At 71.6% G+C, this 18,885-nt stretch carries 13 protein-coding genes, 2 tRNA genes and 1 pseudogene; 5 read left to right on the top strand and 11 right to left on the bottom strand.

The features are described 5' to 3' along the window. The first annotated feature begins 74 nt into the window (after positions 1–74). Positions 75–1,103: a helix-turn-helix domain-containing protein gene (locus OG828_RS26425; protein WP_328502508.1), complete on the top strand. Its 1,029-nt coding sequence runs from the start codon at positions 75–77 to the stop codon at positions 1,101–1,103. Positions 1,104–1,279: 176 nt separating this feature from the next. Here the strand turns inward: OG828_RS26425 and OG828_RS26420 are convergent, their stop codons facing one another. Both OG828_RS26420 and OG828_RS26415 read right to left on the bottom strand, forming a co-directional pair. Next, on the bottom strand, positions 1,280–1,459 hold the full coding sequence (locus OG828_RS26420; protein ID WP_328439898.1) for a hypothetical protein: 180 nt from the start codon (positions 1,457–1,459) through the stop codon (positions 1,280–1,282). A gap of 123 nt (positions 1,460–1,582) precedes the next feature. Next, entirely contained in the window at positions 1,583–1,945 is a 363-nt protein-coding gene (locus OG828_RS26415) for a hypothetical protein (RefSeq protein ID WP_328361839.1), read from the bottom strand. Positions 1,946–2,257: 312 nt separating this feature from the next. On the opposite strand from OG828_RS26415, the pseudogene OG828_RS26410 reads away from it, so the two are divergent. Continuing rightward, positions 2,258–3,255, top strand: a pseudogene (locus OG828_RS26410) (acyl-CoA desaturase). A 111-nt stretch (positions 3,256–3,366) separates the two neighbouring features. Next, positions 3,367–3,774 carry a DUF5994 family protein gene (locus OG828_RS26405; protein WP_328439896.1) on the top strand — a complete coding sequence of 136 codons (408 nt, stop codon included), beginning with the start codon at positions 3,367–3,369 and terminating at the stop codon, positions 3,772–3,774. 38 nt (positions 3,775–3,812) lie between these two features. Here the strand turns inward: OG828_RS26405 and OG828_RS26400 are convergent. The 6 genes from OG828_RS26400 to OG828_RS26375 form a co-directional block, all read right to left on the bottom strand. Next, a tRNA-Lys gene (locus OG828_RS26400) sits at positions 3,813–3,885 on the bottom strand. A 109-nt stretch (positions 3,886–3,994) separates the two neighbouring features. Continuing rightward, a complete protein-coding gene (locus tag OG828_RS26395) occupies positions 3,995–5,530 on the bottom strand; it encodes an amino acid permease (RefSeq protein ID WP_328502507.1) in 1,536 nt (511 codons plus the stop codon). A 63-nt stretch (positions 5,531–5,593) separates the two neighbouring features. Then, complete coding sequence (locus tag OG828_RS26390; protein WP_328502506.1) at positions 5,594–8,665, bottom strand: FG-GAP repeat domain-containing protein; 3,072 nt, start codon at positions 8,663–8,665, stop codon at positions 5,594–5,596. 211 nt (positions 8,666–8,876) lie between these two features. Further along, the gene (locus OG828_RS26385; RefSeq protein WP_328502505.1) at positions 8,877–11,021 is read right to left on the bottom strand and encodes a DEAD/DEAH box helicase; all 2,145 of its coding nucleotides are present in this window, start codon (positions 11,019–11,021) and stop codon (positions 8,877–8,879) included. A gap of 216 nt (positions 11,022–11,237) precedes the next feature. Beyond that, positions 11,238–11,792, bottom strand: coding sequence for a hypothetical protein (locus OG828_RS26380; protein ID WP_328502504.1), 555 nt, complete (start codon positions 11,790–11,792; stop codon positions 11,238–11,240). Positions 11,793–11,902: 110 nt separating this feature from the next. After that, the gene (locus OG828_RS26375) at positions 11,903–12,253 is read right to left on the bottom strand and encodes a metallopeptidase family protein (RefSeq protein WP_210582374.1); all 351 of its coding nucleotides are present in this window, start codon (positions 12,251–12,253) and stop codon (positions 11,903–11,905) included. A 104-nt stretch (positions 12,254–12,357) separates the two neighbouring features. Between OG828_RS26375 and OG828_RS26370 the strand changes: the two genes are divergently transcribed. After that, positions 12,358–13,944 carry a metallophosphoesterase family protein gene (locus tag OG828_RS26370; RefSeq protein ID WP_328439892.1) on the top strand — a complete coding sequence of 529 codons (1,587 nt, stop codon included), beginning with the start codon at positions 12,358–12,360 and terminating at the stop codon, positions 13,942–13,944. An 80-nt stretch (positions 13,945–14,024) separates the two neighbouring features. Beyond that, positions 14,025–14,097: transfer RNA gene (locus OG828_RS26365), tRNA-Glu, on the top strand. A 315-nt stretch (positions 14,098–14,412) separates the two neighbouring features. Here the strand turns inward: OG828_RS26365 and OG828_RS26360 are convergent. Genes OG828_RS26360 through OG828_RS26350 form a run of 3 tightly spaced genes read right to left on the bottom strand, consistent with a single transcriptional unit; the run spans position 14,413 to position 18,799 of the window. Further along, positions 14,413–16,170, bottom strand: a complete 1,758-nt coding sequence (locus tag OG828_RS26360) for a class I adenylate-forming enzyme family protein (RefSeq protein ID WP_328439891.1) — start codon at positions 16,168–16,170, stop codon at positions 14,413–14,415. Further along, entirely contained in the window at positions 16,167–17,981 is a 1,815-nt protein-coding gene (locus OG828_RS26355; protein WP_328439890.1) for a CoA transferase, read from the bottom strand. Before OG828_RS26355 ends, OG828_RS26360 begins: the two co-directional genes overlap by 4 nt. Then, a complete protein-coding gene (locus tag OG828_RS26350; protein ID WP_328439889.1) occupies positions 17,978–18,799 on the bottom strand; it encodes a class I SAM-dependent methyltransferase in 822 nt (273 codons plus the stop codon). Before OG828_RS26350 ends, OG828_RS26355 begins: the two co-directional genes overlap by 4 nt. Positions 18,800–18,885: the final 86 nt, after the last annotated feature.

The following is an 18,885-nucleotide window of genomic DNA, read 5'->3' as shown; positions in this document are numbered from 1 at the left end:
GGCTGACGGCGCTACTGGGGGAGCCTTACGGGCGCCCTTCTCGGATGACGTCCGCGGCGGGCAGTATCGACTCCATGTCCATCGCCGACATCCCCGACGGCCCCGATGACTCGTTCCTGACGATGGGGTCCGACTCCGTGCCGGAGCCGGACCGGTTCAGCTGGTGGGCCGAGGTTGTCGACGAGCTGATGCCGGTGTCGATCAGCAGCGCGCACGCGCCCCGCTTCGAGGGCCGACTGGAAGCCGTGGGGATGCTGCCGCGCAGCCAGGTCACGACCTTCACGTTCTCCCCGATGACCGCCCGCCGTTCCCTGGCCCAGATCCGCCGCCAGGATCCCGAGGACTACTTCATGATCCTCGTCGGGGGTCGCAGCTCCATACGGCTGGAACAGTCCAGGAACGTCGCCTGCCTCGGCTCCGGCGAAATGACCCTGTACTCGAGTTCCCGCCCGCTGATCAGCGATTTCCACGACCCCGAGCAGCGGTGTCGGATGACGGTGCTGCGGCTGCCGCGTACCGCGCTGCCCCTGGCCGACGGCCGGGCGGACCGGCTGCTGGCCGAGCCGCTGCCCACCGGGACCGGTTCCGCGGCGCTGCTCGCCCCGTATCTCACGGGCCTGCCGGACGCCGCCCGCAACTGCGGCCCGGCGGAGCTGGCCCGGCTCGGCTCCGTCGCCGTCGACCTGGCCGCCTCCTTGCTGGCCGCGCGGCTCGGCGAGCAGGACGCGCTGCCCGTCGAGACCCGTAGGGCCGCGCTGCTCGCCCGCATCAACGCCTTCATCGACCACAACCTGGCCGACCCGTGGCTCCGCCCGGCGGCCATCGCCGCCCACCACCACATCTCCGTACGCACCCTGCACACCCTGTTCCGCGACGCACCGGAACCCGTGGCCGCCACGGTCCGGCGTCGCCGCCTGCAACGCAGCCACGCCGATCTGACCGACCCCGCCCTCCGCCACCGCACCATCGGCGAGACCGCGGCCCGCTGGGGATTCCGCAACCCGGCCGACTTCAGCCGGGCCTTCCGCGCGGCCTACGGAGTCTCCCCGAGTGAGGCCCGGGAACGCGCACAGAATGCCAAGGATCTCGGCACGGGCTGCTAAAGACGCGACTGACCAGCACGGGCGACAGTTGGATCACAGCATCCCAGTGACTTCAGGACCGGATCCGGACCCCATCGGGCACACCCTCGATGCGGGGGAGGACCGCGGGGGGACCTGGAGGCACTGGGGTGCTTCTTGGGGTGGTTTCTTGAGGTGCTTCCTTGAGGTGCTTCCGGCTACGACTCCTGGTCACGCCGCTCGTACACCGTGACCCGCCGCCCGCGGACCCGCTCGTCCGCCACCACCTCGAAGTACTCCCGCAGAACGACGTCCTTCACGATGTCCCGCTTCGCGGAGATGGGCCGGGCCACCGCGGGCACGTCCGTGACCAGCACGATGCGCTGCTGTTCGAGCATCGCCGCCCTGATCCGCTCCGGGCTCCTCAACGACCATCAGGCAGCACTGATCCCCCGCCTACCTGCCGTAGGCGGGGTTCCGGGGTTCAGCTCGCGCCGAGAACGACCTGCGTCGTTCGTCGTTCAGAGGCGGAGCAGGCGCTGGGTGATCTCCCGGTACTGCCTCAGCGCGAGGTGGAGTTCGGCGGATTCCTTTTCGGCGTCCTGGCCTTCGGGGTCCTGGTCCTGCCAGCCCGCGCGGAGGATACGCCGCTGTTCGGCGAGGGCCTCCATGAGCTGGGCGGTGGCCTCGTCGAAGGCGCCCTCGGCTTCCTCCAGCGAATCACGCGGAGCGTCGGGGAACGTGTTGACGGCCCGCCCGAGACGCCGGACGATCTTGTCCCGCTCGCCCGGCGGGAACAGCGGTGCCGGGCCGGACGCGCGGCGTCCTGTGTCGCCACGGGGCTGGTCCGCGGACTGTTGGGCGCGTGTCTGGTCGTACATCATCAAGTGCCGCTTTCCTGTGTGTTGTGCCGGATTTCCTTCAGCGGCATGGCTCTGAGCCGTGCCGCCAGTCAACGTCCGGGGTCGGCCCGTGTCAACGCGATGCCGCCGGTGAGCAGACGCGGTTGTTACACGGGCAGGAGTACGGTGAGAACCCGAGGGCCTTTCACATAGCGGAATTCGGACCGGCTCCGGCCCGTCATCTCATGGTCCGGTGAGTCCACCGGACCACATTCCCTTCTACAGCCGTCACGCGTCCTCAGGGCAGCCCGTGACCCCCGGCCGCGCCATCCGCATCCAGCCGAGGAGCCACGTGTGCCACGCAGTCCGACCACGCCCACGACCGCCTCACCATCGGCCCCCGCCCCACCACAGGACTACGACGGTACGTCCCCCTTCCCGCCGGACGGCCCGGCGCCCCCGCGTGACGGCGGTGAACGTCTCTACGTCACGGTGACGGCGGTGATCGTCGTCCTGCCGTTCTGGCGATCGGCCTCGCCGGCTGGCTGCTGTGGGGCAGCCTCGTCCACCCCGCCGACATCGTGCTCGCGCTCGTCCTCTACACGGTCACGGGTCTGGGCGTCACCGTCGGCTTCCACCGCGGTCTCACCCACGGCAGCTACCGGGCCGTCCGCCCCGTGCGCATCGCGCTAGCGGTGGCCGGGTCGTTGAGCTTCCAGGGCGACGTGATCACCTGGGTCGCCACCCACCGCCGCCATCACGCCTTCACCGACCGGCCGGGGGACCCGCACTCGCCGTACCGATACGGCACGCATCTACGCGGCCAGTTGCGCGGACTGCTGCACGCGCACGTCGGCTGGCTGTTCCGCAACGACCGTACGCCGCCCGACCGTTACGCCCCCGATCTGCTGGCAGACCCCGACATCCGCCGTGTCGCTCGCGCCTTCCCGGAGCTGTGCGTCCTCACGCTGGCTCTGCCCTTCACCGCGGGCCGGCTCATCAGAGGTACGTGGCTGCACGGCGTAACCGCCTTGCTGTGGGCGGGACTTGTGCGCATCGCGCTGCTCCACCACGTCACCTGGAGCGTGAACTCCCTCTGCCACATGATCGGCGACCGCCCGTTCCGCACCCGGCGCCACGACCGGGCCACCAACCTGTGGCCGCTCGCCCTGCTCTCCTTCGGCGAGAGCTGGCACAACCTCCACCACGCCGACCCCACCAGCGCCCGCCACGGCGTCGACCGCGGCCAGCTCGACCCGTCGGCCGCCGTCATCCGCCTCCTCGAACGCCTCGGCTGGGTGTACGACGTGCGCTGGCCCACCCAGGCCCGCGTCGCCGCCCACCGCACCTGACACCGAGCACTCGCCCCCTCCACCACCCCGACACCGAGCACCCGCCTCCTCCGCCGCACCTGACATCGAGCACCCGCCTCGTCCTCCGCACGGCGATCGACAGGAGCTTCAGTGACCACCGCCATGCAACCCCCGATTCCCTCCCAACCCCTCCTGCGCCTGCGCCTGGCACCCCACGGCCGCATGCCCCGCCCCATCGACGGAGCGTGGTGGCCCCGTTCGTACGACCTGCTCGCCGAACTCCCCTGGCTGCTGGCCGGGTTGCCGCGCGCGTGGGGTCACATCACCAGCGTCACCGTCAACGGGGCGACATGGTCCGCGGTGCCCGGCCGGATGCTCGTCTCCAACCAGGTCGTACGACTGCGCCGGACCCCCACGGCATCCGCCGCCCACACCATCGTCCTGCTCTCACCCGGCCAAGGACGCTGGGACCTGCTGGTCGTGCCGCCCGACACGACCGAGGAGGCCGCGGAACCCCTCATGGCAGCCGCGGCGGACGCTCTTGATCAAACGCCGTGAGCCCCAGTTCAGATGTGGTCTGAACTGGGGCTCTGTCGTAGGCCCTGTGGGACTCGAACCCACAACCAATGGATTAAAAGTCCACTGCTCTGCCAATTGAGCTAAGGGCCCAGGCGATGTTGCCTCCCCGAGCATAGCCGGACACGGGCGGGACTCCGATCGGGTATCGGGGTCCCGGCCGTGCCGCGCCGGCGGAGCGGGCCGGGAGTGTCCTAGGGTGTTACGGATCGACCGGTTCGGGCGTGCCCTTGCGGGACGCCTCGCGGGCGATGGTCCGTTCGTGGTCGGGGTTGAGGAACCAGTGCCGGGCCGAGGCCAGCCACCAGGTCGCGGCGAAGCCGAGGACGACGAGGACGGCGACCGGAGCGTAGTTGAAGGTCTCCGAGGTGACCGGGGAGACCTGCGGCAGCATGAAGAGGACGGTGATCACGCCGACCCACACCACCGCCACCACGCCGATCGGCCGCGACCAGCGCCCCAGGTGCCACGGCCCGCGTTCGAAGTCCTCGCCCTTCCGCAGCCGCAGCAGCGTCGGGATGGCGTAGGCGATGTACAGGCCGATCACGGCGATCGACGTCACCGCCGCGTAGGCCGTGACATTGATCAGATACGGCAGCCCGAGCACCAGCGCGCCCAGCGCCGCCAGCCACACGGCCGCGACGGGGGTGCGGGTGCGCGGGTTCACCGTGTGCCAGACGTGGGAGAAGGGCAGCGCGCCGTCCCGGGAGAACGCGTAGATCATCCGGCTGTTGGCCGTCACCGACGCCATCCCGCAGAACAGCTGCGCCCCGATCACGACCAGGAGCAGCAGCTTGCCCGCCGTCGCGCCCAGCGCGTCGAGCAGGATCTGCGCGGGCGGTGCGCCCGTCGGGGACGTGAGGGCACCCTCGTACGACTGGATGGCGAAAGTGAAGCCCAGCAGCAGCACGAACCCGGCTATCCATGACGTCCAGATGGACCGCACGATCCCCTTCGGGCCCGCCGTCGACGCGTCGTGCGTCTCCTCCGTCATGTGGGCGGAGGCGTCGTAGCCGGTGAAGGTGTACTGGGCCATGAGCAGGCCGAGCGCGACGACGTACACGCTGCTGCCCCAGCCCGTGTTGTTCACGAACTCGCCGAACACGAAGGACGCGGACTGGTGCTGGTCCGGGGAGAAGGTGAGCGCGCCGACGATCACCGCCACACCGAGCACGTGCCACCACACGCTCACGCTGTTGAGCAGGCCCACCACCCGCACCCCGAAGGTGTTCAGCAGGCCGTGCAGCACCAGGATTCCCGCGAAGAGGAGGATCGTGCGGCCGGGAGTCACCTCGAAGTCAAACTGCAGGTTCAGATACGCGCCGAGGAAGGACGCCGCCCCGAAGTCGATGCCCGCGGTCACCGCGACCTGGCCGAGCACGTTGAACCAGCCCGTGAACCAGGCCCAGGCGGCGGCCGTACGCGGGGGCGCGAGCCGGTGGGCCCAGAAGTACAGGCCCGCCGACGTCGGATACGCCGAGCAGATCTCGGCCATCGCCAGGCCCACGAACAGCGTCATCAGTCCGACCGCGACCCAGCCCCAGGTGATCACGGCGGGACCGCCGGTGTTCATGCCGAACAGATACAGCGTCAGACATCCCGACAGGACCGAGATGATCGTGAAGGAGACCGCGTAGTTGGAGAACGCCGACATGCGGCGGGCAAGGACCTGCGTATAGCCGAGCTGGGCCAATCGCTCTTCGTCAGACAGCCCACTCACTTTGGCGTCATCTGTCATGCCCCCAGCGATTCCCTCGCCGGGGGCATGACACACGTCACAACTTGGCTAGAAATTGGCCCTCTAGTAAAGGCCCTTGTAGTGCTGCCACCCGGTCCCGATCTTCACGCGCGCGGCGAACGACCCCTTGCCGGTCCCGGTCTGGCGGTACAGGTTCCCGGCCGTGTCCCGCATCACCAGGTCGCTCTTCCCGTCGCCGGTGATGTCCCCGACACCGATCACCGCGTTGTACGAGGCTCCCCACCCGGTGGCGATCCGCACCCGGGTGCCGAAGCGGCCGTTGCCGGCGCCGTAGTAGCGGTACAGGTTGTTCGCCTTGTCCTGCGCGAGCAGATCGCCGATCCCGTCACCGTTCAGATCACCGGCGCCCACGACCTTCTTGTACGTCTTCCAGTTGTCGACGAGCTTGATCCGGGAGGCCAGCTTGCCTGTGCTGGTGCCCTTGTAGAGATAGACCGCGCCGGTGGCAGCGTGGCGGGCGATCAGGTCGGGTCGGCCGTCCTTGGTGAGGTCCCCGGGTGCGGTCAGCACGTCGTACTGGTTCCAGCCGCTGGTGCCGAGCGTCGTGTGCGACGTCGACGGCCGCAGCGGGGCATCGCAGCGCGGCTTGTACAGGTGCAGGGCGCCGCCGCCCGTCTTGAGCAGGACGTCGTTGCAGTTGTCGCCGTTCAGATCTCCGAGGGGCACCGCTCTGTACGCCGGTGAGTTCCATCCGTCGCCAATCAGGGACGTGCGGACCGTGCCGTCGCCCCCGCCGTGGAAGGTCATCTCGCCGCCCTTGAAGGTGAGCAGGTCACCCGTGCCGTCACCGAGGCCGACGTAGTCGCGGTGCACCACTCGGCCCTTCAGCAGCCGGACCGTGCCCTGGATCGACAGCGGAGCGCCCACGCCGTCGGCAGGCGTGACCGACAGCGTCCAGTCGTACGGGCCGCTGGGGAGAAGCCCGTGCGCGCCGCGGCCGTCCCAGCCGACCTTCAGTTCGCCGCGCACCGCGCCGCCGTCCGTGTTGTCGACGACCTTGCCGGTCGCCTTGTCGCGCACCGTCAGCACCCAGCCCGCGGCCGGCTTCGACAGCAGTGCCGTGGTAAGGGTGGGGTAGAACTCGTCCTCCTCACTCACCTCGACCTTCGCTGCCTTCACCACCGGCGCCAGCGGCCGCAACGGCTGCTGCGGCACACCGGACGGGACGAGGTGCACCTGCTCCTTGGCGTCCACATAGGCGGCGTTCCCGCCGGACTCGTCCACCGTCCAGCGCACGTCCCGCTGCGAGACGCCGGTGTCGGGCAGCTCCCCGATGACCCGGCTCGCGGGCGCCCCGTTCGCCACCGTGGTGAGCGTCAGCTTGCCGGCCTGCTTGTCGTGCGTGACGACATACCCGTCACCGAGCTTGGCCTCGCCGACCGGCACGGCGACGGACTTCTTCGCCGTACGGTCGTAGACGCCGGCCCTGCTGCCACAGGTCCAGTAGAGGTAGCGGCCGTTGGCCTGGAGGTCGGTCGGGTCACAGCCGGCGTCCATCGCGAAACCGACAGAGGTCTCCTCCGCGAGGTCGTGGGCCGTGAAGCTGTGCTCGTCCGCCGTCCACAGGGTGTCGCCGTCCAGAGCGGCGGCACCTGGGGTGCGCGTGACGACCGGCCTTTGGTTCCCATCAATCTCGTATACGGACTGCTGGGCCGCGGCCGTGTGGATCAGATACCGGCTCGAGACATCGGTGATCCGGCCGCCCCGGGGAAGGTCGTGTTCCCAGTACCTGCCGGAACTCGCGACGGCGACCCGGTCGGTGTCCGCCGACACATGAGTCAGCCAGGCGACCCGCCCGTCGGCCGTACCGCGGATCGGGGCGCAGGAGGAGTCGTCCGCCGGGCAGTTGGCGAGGCTGGACGCCATACCGAGAAACCGAGACGACTCACCGAACTTGGGTGTACCGGCCGCGGCGACCGTCCGGGTATGAGTGATGCGCTCGCCCCGGGTCTCATAACTGGTCCCGTAGTCCGCGACGACGAACCGGCCCTGGTCCAGCGACAGACCCTGGATCTTGTACGGCGGTTTCGGCAGCGCCTTGAGCTGGGCGACCGTCGGCTCGCCGGCCGGCCCCGGCTGGATGCGCTGGACGCCCCAGTCGTCCCGGGCGGCACCGGTGCGGCCCACCGCTAAGGCGCCGCCGTCGGGGGCGGCGGAGATACCGGGCTCCGAGACGGGCAGCAGAGTCTTCGAGGGACCGCCGGCGATCGGCTTGGCCATCACCGCCGTGCCGGGTTGGGTCAGCAGCCAGTCACCGACGACCGCGAGGCCGAGCGCGGGGCTCGTGCCGCCGCCGTCCAGCGTGACGGCGACCGGGGCGGCGGACAGATCGGTGCGGGAGTACACCTGAACCGTGGGCTCGTTCCTGTTGAAGAGGACGACATGGTCGGCCGTGACCTGCGCGTTGCGGTAGATCTTGGAGACGGGCGGAGTCCAGCTCTGCACCCGTCCCGTGTGCCGGTCGACCATGACCGACGCGTAGGGCCCACCCGACTGGCCGGCGAGGAACAGCAGCGCGTCCGCGTCGCCGCCTTGGGCCTGCGCGAGGCTGTACCCGCCGGGCACCCCGGTCACCGGCACGTCGCGTGTGCTGCCGTCGTCCTGCGGGAGCAGCAGGTGCATCTCCCGGTCGGTCGTCGTGCCGTTCTCGTCCGTCACCTCCCGGTACGCGATCGCCAGATCGGCGTAGACGGCGAGCAGCGTCAGCCCCTCCGGCGTCCGGATCGTACGGGTGGTGTTGTCGGCGGCGTTCCACAGGTCGACCCGGCCGTCGGCGTACCGGTAGGCGAGCACGTCACCGCCGGTCGCCTGGTAGTAGCTGTAGCCAGTCGGGTGGACCACCTTCACCGAGGTGCCGTCCGAGTACCGCGTCCAGACCAGCCCGGAGCCCTCCAGGCTGTGGAACACGCCCTGCGCACCGGCGCCGTCGCGCCCGGCATAGGTCGAACTCGTGTAGAGCCAGCCCGAGGTGTACGTGCCGCGCAGCCTCGCCGGCACCACCGTCTCCTGCGGCACATCCGCGACCGCGGTCGACGGCAGCAGCGGTGCCAGCCCGGCCGCCAGTACGGCGGAGGCGGCGAGCACGCGCAGGCGTGCGTAGGCATGACGAGCCAAGGAGTCCCTCCCCGAAACGTGAGGCGGGACGCACACCGCTTCTCGATAACCAGGCCCCCCGGCCGTCGCATCCGCCTCTCAAGTCGGCTGATCTTACAGGGACTTCACAGTCTCGAGGTGAGAGATTTCGGGCCGCCCGGTTACGCGGGCGGAAACGGCGGAAGGGCCCGCACGACCGAAGTCGTACGGGCCCTTCTCACGTCAGTCGGCGTCAGCCGTTGCGCTTCCAGCGCGGCTTGTCGTCCCGGCGGCCGAAGGAGCCGGTGCCGGTACCGGTGCTGCCGCCGCGGTGGTCGTCACGGCGGCCGTAGGGGCGCTCGTGGCCGCCGGAGCGGAAGCCCGGGCGGTCGCCCTGGCGGTCGCGGTTGAAGGGGCGGTCGCTGCCGCGGTGACCACCACGGTCGTCACGACGCTCGAAGGAACGGCCCGCCGGGCGGTCGGCAGGACGGTCGGCCGGACGGTCGTCGCGACGGAAACCGCCGCGGTCGTTGTCACGACGCTCGAACGAACGACCACCACGGTCATCCCGACGGTCATCGCGACGGAACCCACCACGGTCGTTGTCACGACGCTCGAAGGAACGGCCGCCCCGGTCGGCCGGGCGGTCGTCGCGACGGAACCCACCACGGTCATTGTCACGACGCTCGAACGAACGACCACCACGGTCATCCCGACGGTCATCGCGACGGAACCCACCACGGTCATTGTCACGACGCTCGAACGAACGACCACCACGGTCATCCCGACGGTCGTCACGGCGGAAACCGCCACGGTCGTTGTCACGACGCTCGTCGCGACGGAAGCCACCCCGGTCGTTGTCCCGGCGCTCACGACGCTCGTACGGCGCCGGAGCCTCGGCCCGGTCCACATCCTGGGCGACCGGCTGCTCGGGGACGGACGCCTCAAGCGCGGCCTCCACGACCGCGGCCTGCGCCTCGGCGACAGCGGTCTCCGGGTCCTCGCCGCGCTCGCGGGCGGCCCGGGCGACCAGGCGGTCGGCCTCCTCGCGCAGCTCGGTCGCGCGCCGCTGCGCACGCTCAAGCTGCTTGCTGAGGTGGGTGACCTCACGCTCGGCCTGCTGCGCGGCGTTACCCGCGGACTCGGCCTGGACCTCGGTCATCGAACGGGCGCCGGTGATCTCGGCGACCTCGGGCTCGAACGCCGTACCGGAGTTGATGATGTGACGGCCGGCGTCGACGCCCGCGTCCTCCATCAGCCGGAAGATCTGGCGGCGCTGGTGCGGGAGCGAGAGGGAGACGACCGTGCCGGTGCGGCCGGCTCGGGCGGTACGGCCCGCGCGGTGCAGGTAGTCCTTGTGGTCACCGGCGGGGTCGACGTTCAGGACGAGGTCGATGCCGTCGACGTGGATACCGCGGGCGGCGACGTCGGTGGCGACGAGCGCGTTGACGTAACCCTCCTTGAAGTCGGCCAGCGTCCGCGTCCGCGCGCCCTGCGTCATACCGCCGTGCAGCGCGTCGGCCTTCACGCCCGCGTCACGGAGCTGCTCGGCGATACGGTCGGCGCCCAGCTGCGTACGGACGAAGATGATCGTGCGGCCCTTGCGGGAGGCGATCGCGGCCGTGACCGGCGCCTTGTCCTTGGGCTTCACGACGAGGATGTGGTGGGACATCGTCGTGACGTTGCCCTGGGCGCTGTCGACCTCGTGCGTGACCGGGTTGGTCAGGTAGCGCTTGACCAGCGTGGAGATCTCGTTCTCCATCGTGGCCGAGAACAGCATGCGCTGGCCGCCGCCCGGGATCTGGTCGAGCAGCTCGGTGACCTCGGGCAGGAAGCCCAGGTCGGACATCTGGTCGGCCTCGTCGAGGACCGCGACCTGGACGTTCTCCAGGGAGCAGGCGCCGCGGTTGATGATGTCGCGCAGCCGGCCCGGGGTGGCGACGAGGACGTCGACACCGCGCTCCAGGGCGTAGATCTGGTTGCCCATCGACGTACCGCCGCAGACGACCTTCATCTTCAGGCCGAGCACGTCGCCGTACGGCTGGAGGGCGTCCGCGACCTGCATCGCGAGCTCACGCGTCGGCGTGAGGATGATGCCGCGGGGCTTCTTCTTCTCGGTGTGGCCGCCGGAGAGCTGCGTGAGCATCGGCAGGCCGAAGGAGAGGGTCTTGCCGGAGCCGGTGCGGCCACGGCCGAGGATGTCCTTGCCGGCCAGGGCGTCCGGGATGGTCGCGGCCTGGATCGGGAAGGGGCTGGTCACGCCGTTCTGCGCGAGCTTGCGCACGACGCCCTCGGGGAGACCGAGGTCCGCGAAGCTGAGCTCGGGAGCCTCAACGGTCGCTACGGTCTCGTCCCCGTTCTCGGGCACGACGACGTGATCAGTACTGGAAATGGACATGCGAATGCGAAACCTTCCGGAGTCTCGTCGGCACGCGCCCGTCAACTCCGTGATTTCGCAATACGACCGCCTCTATGCGGTCAGCCACGGCAAGGGAGAGAACGCGCCACACGGCGCGCTCTTCTATGGCGCCGGGCAAATGATTCAAACGATCTATAACCATACGCACCCACCGGCCCCCCTGGCAAACCGCATCCCCGAGAGACAGGTCACACCTCACGCCGGTGACCCCGCGGTCGGCGCCGGCTCCCGCTGGGCCAGCTGCGGTGCCGTCTCGCCATGCGCCGACGACGACGGCTCGGCGACGGTCGGATCCGGCGAGACGGTGGGCGACGGCGGCGTGGGCGTCGGCTCCGGCGCGACCGTCCGCGTAGGCGTCGGCTGCGGCTTGGTCGGCACGGGCTCGCCCGCCCCGCCCGTCCCGCCGGGCCCACCCGGATGCACCGGCGCCGAGGGAGCCCCGCTCCCGGGCGCGGAAGCCGGAGCCGAAGGCCCCCCGGACTTCTCCCCCGCCTTGCCCTTGCCCTTGCCGTCCCGCTTCTTCCCGTCGCCCTTCCCGTCCCGCTTGCCGCCCGTCGCCGCCCCGTACCCGGAGCCACCGCCCGACACGGCCGATCCCCCGTCGGGCGCCTCACCACCCCGCTGCCCGGCGGAATGGGACGGCTTGGCGCTCCCGCCCGGCCCGTCGTCACCCACGCTCATACAGCCGGCGGCAGCGGCGACGGCCACGACCGTGGCGGCCAGGCGAACGGGTACGTACAAGGGGCGCACGGGCAGCCACCTCCGGGGAGGGCGAAGAAGTCAACCTGCCCAACTCCCGCCGCCCACAAGAGGACACGCGCCAGACGACACGTGACGCGTCACATCGGACGAACGGCGCCTCAGCCGTAGCCCAGCGCGTGCAGCCGGGCGTCGTCGATCCCGAAGTGATGCGCGATCTCATGCACCACCGTCACCTCGGTCTCCTCCACGACCTCCGCCCGCGACTCGCACATCCGCAGCGTCGGCCCCCGGTAGATCGTGATCCGGTCCGGCAGCACCCCGGCGTACCACTCCCCGCGATCGGTCAGCGGAGTCCCCTCGTACAGGCCGAGGAGCTCGGGATCGTCCGCGGGCGGTTCGTCCTCGACGAACACCGCGACGTTGTCCATCAGCCGCGTCAGCTCCGGCGGGATTCGGTCCAGCGCCTCGGCGACCAGTTCCTCGAACTCCTCGCGTGTCATCTCCAGCACAGGGCCATTGTCCGGTACGGAACGGTCGTAGGAGAGTCACTGCGACGGTGTGAGAGTCACCGCCGCCCCGCATATCCGCTACCGGACTTGGGCATACGGGACCAATGGCCGCCCGCGTCCCCAACGTCGCCGCCCTGAACCGCGTACGCCGGGCATCGCGTGCGCTCGCCCGCCGCTACCGCTCCCGCCGCCCGCACCCCGCCGTCGAACTCGTCCCCCAGCCCCACCCCTGGACCCGCGCCCTGGGGCTGGTCGCGGTCGTGCTGCTGGGCGCCTGGCTGGGCCTGCTGATCGTCGGGAACGTCCGGGTTCCCGTCGGGCCCATGGACACCACCATGACGCTGCGCCCCTCACTGGCCGGCGGCACGAAGATCAACGTCTCGCCGCTCGGCGCGCTGGAACTGGACAGCCATGTCGCCCCGGTCCGCCTGGACGTGAACGTCGACCAGCTCGACCCGGCCCGCTCGCAGGCCCTCGTCGACCACCCCGAACGCCTCTCCGGCCTCCAGGACGAAGTCGCCGAGGACGTCGGCCACGGCACGCTCGACCTCGCCGTACGCTCCTGTGTCGCGGTTGTCGCCGGCGCCACCGCCCTCGGCCTCGCGGTCTACCGCCGCCCCCGCCGCGCCCTCGCCGCCGGCGGCCTCGCCCTCACCCTCCTCGCCGCGTCCGGCGGCACGGCCTTCGCCACCTGGAACCCGAACTCGGTCCTCGAGCCCAAATTCTCCGGCCTGCTCTCCTCCGCACCCTCCCTGGTCGGCGACGCACGCAGCATCGTCACCGAATTCGACGTCTACCAGAAGGAGTTGGCACGCCTCGTCACCAACGTGACGAAGCTGTACGACGCCACGTCCACGCTCCCGGCCTACCAGCCCGACCCGACCACGATCCGGGTCCTGCACGTCTCGGACATCCATCTCAACCCGGCGAGCTGGAAGATCATCGCGTCGCTGGTGGAGCAGTACGAGGTGAACGTGATCGTCGACTCCGGCGACACGATGGACCACGGCACGGCAGCCGAGAACGGCTTCCTGGACCCGATCGAGGATCTGGGCGCCCCGTACGTCTGGGTCCGGGGCAACCACGACTCCATGATCACGCAGCAGTATCTGGAGCGCATGAAGAACGTCCACGTCCTCGACGACGGCCGCGCGGTGTCCGTCGCGGGCCTGCGCTTCGCGGGCATCGGCGATCCCCAGTTCACCCCCGACCGCACGAACGAGGTGGGCGCCGAGCAGTCGCAGGAACTGGCGGGCGCCCGGCTGGCCTCCGCCCTGCGCGACCAGAAGGCCGCCGGAAAACCGGTCGACGTGGCCATGGCCCATGAGCCGTCCGCGGCCCGCGAGACGGACGGCCAGGTGCCGCTGGTCCTGGCGGGCCACCTCCACCACTCCGAGATGGAGGTCATGCCGTTCGGCACCCGTCTGCGCATCGAGGGCTCCACTGGCGGCAGCGGCCTGCGCGCGATCGAGGGCAAGTACCCCGACCCGATCGAGACGTCGATCCTCTACTTCGACCGCGACACCCGCCGCCTCCAGGCCTGGGACGAGATCAGACTGGGCGGCCTGGGCCTGACGACGGCGGAGGTGGCTCGCCACCTCCCGGAGGAGAACCAGCCGGGAGCCGCCCCGTCACCCACCCCGACACCGTCCCCGTCGCCCTCCCCCACCCCCGCGACCACGTCCCCGTAAACCGTTTTGGCGATACCTCCCGCCATCCCATATGCTTCTCTCGTCCCCGACGCGCTGAGAGGCGCCCAGGCGGGCCGATAGCCCTCATCGTCTAGCGGCCTAGGACGCCGCCCTTTCAAGGCGGTAGCACGGGTTCGAATCCCGTTGGGGGCACGTAACCGCTCTGCCTTATCGCAGGTCAGAGGGTGAATGAACGGGCGACATGAGATGTGCGGGTTCGAACCCCACTTATGTCCCTGATGACCGACGGATCTCGACGCCGCTCCCCGCGAGTCGGCCTCGCCGCGACACGCTGACCTCGTCGCTCGCCCCGTCACACGAACCACAACGGCATGGCCCGGCCGACTCTCGTCCAGTCAACGGCCGCATCCGGCGGACGGTGAAGTCGTAGAGGAAGCAGCCGTCATACAGGTCGACGGCGACGAATCCGGCCCGCGGTGGTGGGCATCCCACCTGCCGAGAAGTCCCTTACGCCGGCTCCGCAGGTGGCAGTCCGGGGGATCTGCCCCGGCTGCTCTCGTCAGCCTCGCGAGAGCTCTGCGGTCTTTCCCGGGCTGAGCGTGCGGTCGCTCGGGACATCAGGGTGCGGTAGCAGACCTTCCCGCTGTGGCCGAGGGGCATCTCGTCCACCACCAGGAGACGTTCGGGGTGTTTGCGGCGGGCCAGGCCACGGCGCTCCAAGTGGGTCGCCAGGTCGGACAGTGTGGGAACGGGTGTGCCCGGGGCCGGGCGGATGCAGGCGCACAGTCGTTCCCCGAGGTCCGGGTCGGGCACCGGGACGCAGACCGCTTCGGCCACCGCTGGATGGGTGCCCAGTTCGCGTTCGACCTCGGCGAGACTGATGTTGAGACCGCCGCGCAGGGCGATGCGTTTGAGCCGGCCCAGGACGTGCAGCCTTCCGCGCTCGTCCAGCCGGCCGAGGTCGCCTGTGCGCACCCAGCCGTCGGAGGTGCGGTAACGGGCGTCCAGTTCGGGCGCGTTGACGTAGCACAGCGGCGTCATGGGGCCCAAGGCCTCGATCTGACCGGTCCGCCCGGTGGGGAGCGGCGCGCCGTCGGGTCCGGTGATCCGGATGCGGGCCACCGCAGGGTCCGGAGTGCCGGCGCTGTCGCCCGGCGGGTGACGTTCTCCGGCCGTGTGGCAGTTCACGCCGTCCGACGAGCCGTACACGGTCACCACCGTGCGGCCGAACCGTTCACGGCATGCCTGGGCGGTGGCCGCCGGCAGAGGGGCGCCGCTGGAGACGACAGCACGCAACGACGATGTGTCCTCGTCCGGCCGCGCCGGGAGGTCGGCGATGCGCCGGAGCATGGTGGGCACCGCGAAGAGGTGGGTCGGACGATGCTCGGTGACCGTCCGCAGCGCTCCGGCCGGGTCGAAGGCCGACTGGACGATGAGGGTGCCGCCGAGGGCGGCGAGGGTGACCGGTGTGCCCAGGGAACCGAAAGATGAGGCCAGCGGGACGAGGACCAGGTGGCGGGGCGGCAGCGTGGTGTCGGGGTGCAGGCTCCGGACGTACCGCGCACGGCCGCCGGCCAGGGCGTGATGGCTGTAGGCGACCATCTTCGGCTCGGCTTCGGAACCGGACGACACCAGGATGCGGGCGGGCCCGTACGGGTCGGCCTGCCGCGGCCGCCAGGGATGCCGGGCCGGGGTGGGCAGGGAGTTCAGTCCGTGCGTCCGTCCGTCGCCCGAGCCTGAGGTGAACACGGTGCGCAGGTGCGGAAGATCCGCGACGGCCTGTGCCCGGCGGGCCGATGCGAGGACGGCGCCCCGGGCCCGCGAGCGGGCGAGCAGCGCCCGGACGTCCCGGTCGTCGCCGCCCGCGGGGATGGGGAGGGCCACCGAGCCGATCGCGTAGACGGCGAGTTCCGCGGCCACGGCGTCGCGTCCGTTGGGCAGCAGGAGCGCCACGACGTCCCCGTCTCCCAGGTCCTCCTGGGCGAACAGGGCGGCGATCCGGCGGACTTCGGCGTCCAGCGCCGCGTAGGACAGCACTCCCGTGTCGTCCACCAGCGCCTGGCGGTCCGGGTGTTCGCGGACCCGGCCGGTGAACAGTGCGTAGAGGTCGGTGTCCGGGCACAGGCCCGCCGTCACCCAGGCACGTCGTCGGGCGCGGGGCACCAGATCCGGGAAGGGCACTCCGGCGCGTGAGGTCCACACCGGTTGCCCGTCCCGAGTCGCGGGTGGGGCGGTACGGTGCCGGGTCGCGGGGGCGGCCGTCATGCGAACTCCCAGGGAGCGTAAGGGCGTGCGTGGCCGGTGACCGGGTCGGGCGGTGCCACGGCTGCCCGGAAGGCCGGGTCGCGGGCCAGAGCCGCCAGGTCGGTGCGTACGGGGGTCGCGGTCAGACCGGCCTCGGCCAGCCGTGCCGTCCACTCCTCGGTGGTGCGGCGGGCGACGCGGGCCGCGAGGTCCTCGGCGGCCATGGGGCCGGCGCCGTCCAGCAGGCGGAGCACCGCCTCGGGGCGCGCCCGGGCCTCGGGACCGAGGCACAGATGGCCGTCCGCCGTGCGCAGCGGCCGGTCCAGCGCCGTCCAGCGGACCCGGTGCGGGGGACGGGGGACGAGAGCGGCCGCCGAGACCAAGGAGGAGTCGACGCGGCTGCCCCGGCCTGTCGCCTCCCGAGCGGCCAGCGCGGCCAGCACCCCCAGGGCGCACACCAGCCCGCCGAGCACGTCGGTGAGGGTCATCAGGGAGGGGGCCGGGGGCTGGTCCGCCGGCCGTACCGCCGCGGCGAGGCCGCTGTGCACCTGGGCGAGGTAGTCGGTGCCCAGGGGCGGCGGCCGGTCGCCGAAGGCGTCCCCGAAGCCGGACGCCCAGGCGTATACGAGGGCTGGGTGGCCGGGCAGCAGGTCGGACGCGTCCAGGCCGAGCCCCGCGGCTTTCCCGGGGGCCCAGTTGTGCAGGAAGACGTCGGCCTCGGCGGCCAGCGCGCGAACCGTGTCCCGGCCCCGCGCGGTGGTGAGGTCGGCCTCGACCACCGGCTTGCCCGCGTTGAGAGCCGAGAACCGGGCCGAGCAGTCACCCGACAGCGGAGGGAGCCAGCGCATCGGGTCGCCGCCGGGCGGTTCGATCCGGACCACCTCGGCACCCAGCATCCGCAGGACGTGCCCGGCGAGCGGGCCCTGCACCCTGCGGGTGGACTCCACCACCCGCAGGCCCGTCAGCGGCAGGACGGCACCGGAGACAGGGGCCGCCGGGCGTGGGCCGGGCCCTGCGGTTTCCGGGTGCGCCCGGGCCTTGGGGAACGGTGCCGGTCCCGGAATGAGGCACCAAGGTGCCGGGCGGACGGCGGGAGCCGGGTCGGAGCCGACCGTGAGGAGGCTGACGCCGGTACGGTGCGCGGCGGCCCGCAGCTCCGCCAGCGTGCGGCGGCGGGCGGCCCGGCGTAGTTCGTCGGGCAGCGGGCAGACGGCGGTGGCGAACCGCTGCTGGAACGGCAGCCAGCCACGGCCGGCGAGCGCGGGGACCACGCCGAGCCGGACCCAGAACTCCCGCCACGCCAGGGCGTCGAGGGTCTCGACCTCTACTCGGGCGTCGTCGGACGTCTCCAGGGTCGCCAGGCCGTCTGCCTGGGGTACGTCGGATGGGGCCACCGGCACGTCCGGCTCGGGCGAGCGGGAGTTGTCGCGGGCCGTCGCGGCGGCGAGGTACTGGCCGACCGCCAGCAGCGCACCCTGCGCCACCGACGTCCGCACCTCGCACAGGTCCAGGCCGCGGGCCCGCGCGACACGGAGAGCGGTGGCGCCCTGGGCGGCGAGCACCCCCGCCACCACCGAGGCGTAGTCGACGGCCAGTGGGAGCGGCCCGCCCGTCGCCCGGCCGTGAACCTGCATGAGACCGCAGGCGGCCTGTACGGCGCGCTCGTCCGGCAGGTCCGCGTCGACCGGACCGGCCCAGTCGACGATGTACCGCACCGCGTTCAGGCCTGGGCCGGTCGCAACCCTCGGGCCCGGCGCGGCGTGCCGCAGCAGCCGGTCGGCGATCGCGGCGGCGACGGCCGGCCGGGCCGCGGCGCGCAGGCGCGGTGTCACGATCGCTCCCGGCCGGGCCGGCGGCCCTGAACCGAGTACAGGACGCTGGATGCGGCGCGGAAGTCCGGGTCCCGCATCAGCCGTCCCACCCGGTCCAGGTCCTCCCGGGTCATGCCCTGTTCCATCAGCCGGTCCCGGAGGTTGCGGGTGTGGTTCAACTGGAGCCCGAGGCCGGGGTCCTGGGCGTGCCGTACGCCGATGTGGAGGTGGACGTCGATGGCGGTCAGCCCCGCCGCCCGCAGGGCCGCCGGCACTTTCCGCCCCCAGTGCGGATCGCCGCCGGCGGCGCGCAGCGCGGCCGTCTTGGCCCGCAGGAACCGGACATAGAGCGCCTCCGTCTCCGCGTCCGGGGTCAGCAGCGGTGGCTCGTAGGAGGCGTCGAGCTCGTCGATCTGCAGCAGACCGCCGGGCTTGAGAGCACGTACCAGCTTGTGCAGGACGGCGTCGCGGGTGGGCACGTGCTGCAGGACCAAGCGGGCCACCACCACGTCGTAGGCCGCCTCCGGAAGCGGGGCACGGGCCACGTCAAGGGCGGCGACCTCCAGGCCCGGGGCGGGTGTCAGGTCGCGCGGGTCGAGGTCGGTGGCGAGCACCGAGCCGCCCGGTGCCACCCGGCCCGCCAGCCAGCGCGCGATGCTGCCGCCGCCCGCGCCGACCTCCAGGCAGTGCCAGCCCGGGCCGACACCGGCGGCGGCCAGGCGCGGCAGGGTCACCGGGTCGTAGGCGGCGGCTAGGCAGCGGTGCTGGTCGCGGCTGTGCGCGGTGCCGTTGCCGAAGACCGCGTGGGTGCCCTCCCGGGCGGGAGCGGGCTGGGACACGGTGTGGCTCCTCTCGTGGGATGCTGCCTGGTCAGGCCCGGCGTCGTCAGGTGCGGCCCGAACGGGGCCGTGCGGCCGGCACCGGC

It is taken from the genome of Streptomyces sp. NBC_00457 (assembly GCF_036014015.1).
Taxonomy (GTDB): domain Bacteria; phylum Actinomycetota; class Actinomycetes; order Streptomycetales; family Streptomycetaceae; genus Streptomyces.
The sequence above is the reverse complement of the archived record's forward strand: the minus strand, read 5'-3'. Positions and strand labels throughout refer to the sequence as shown.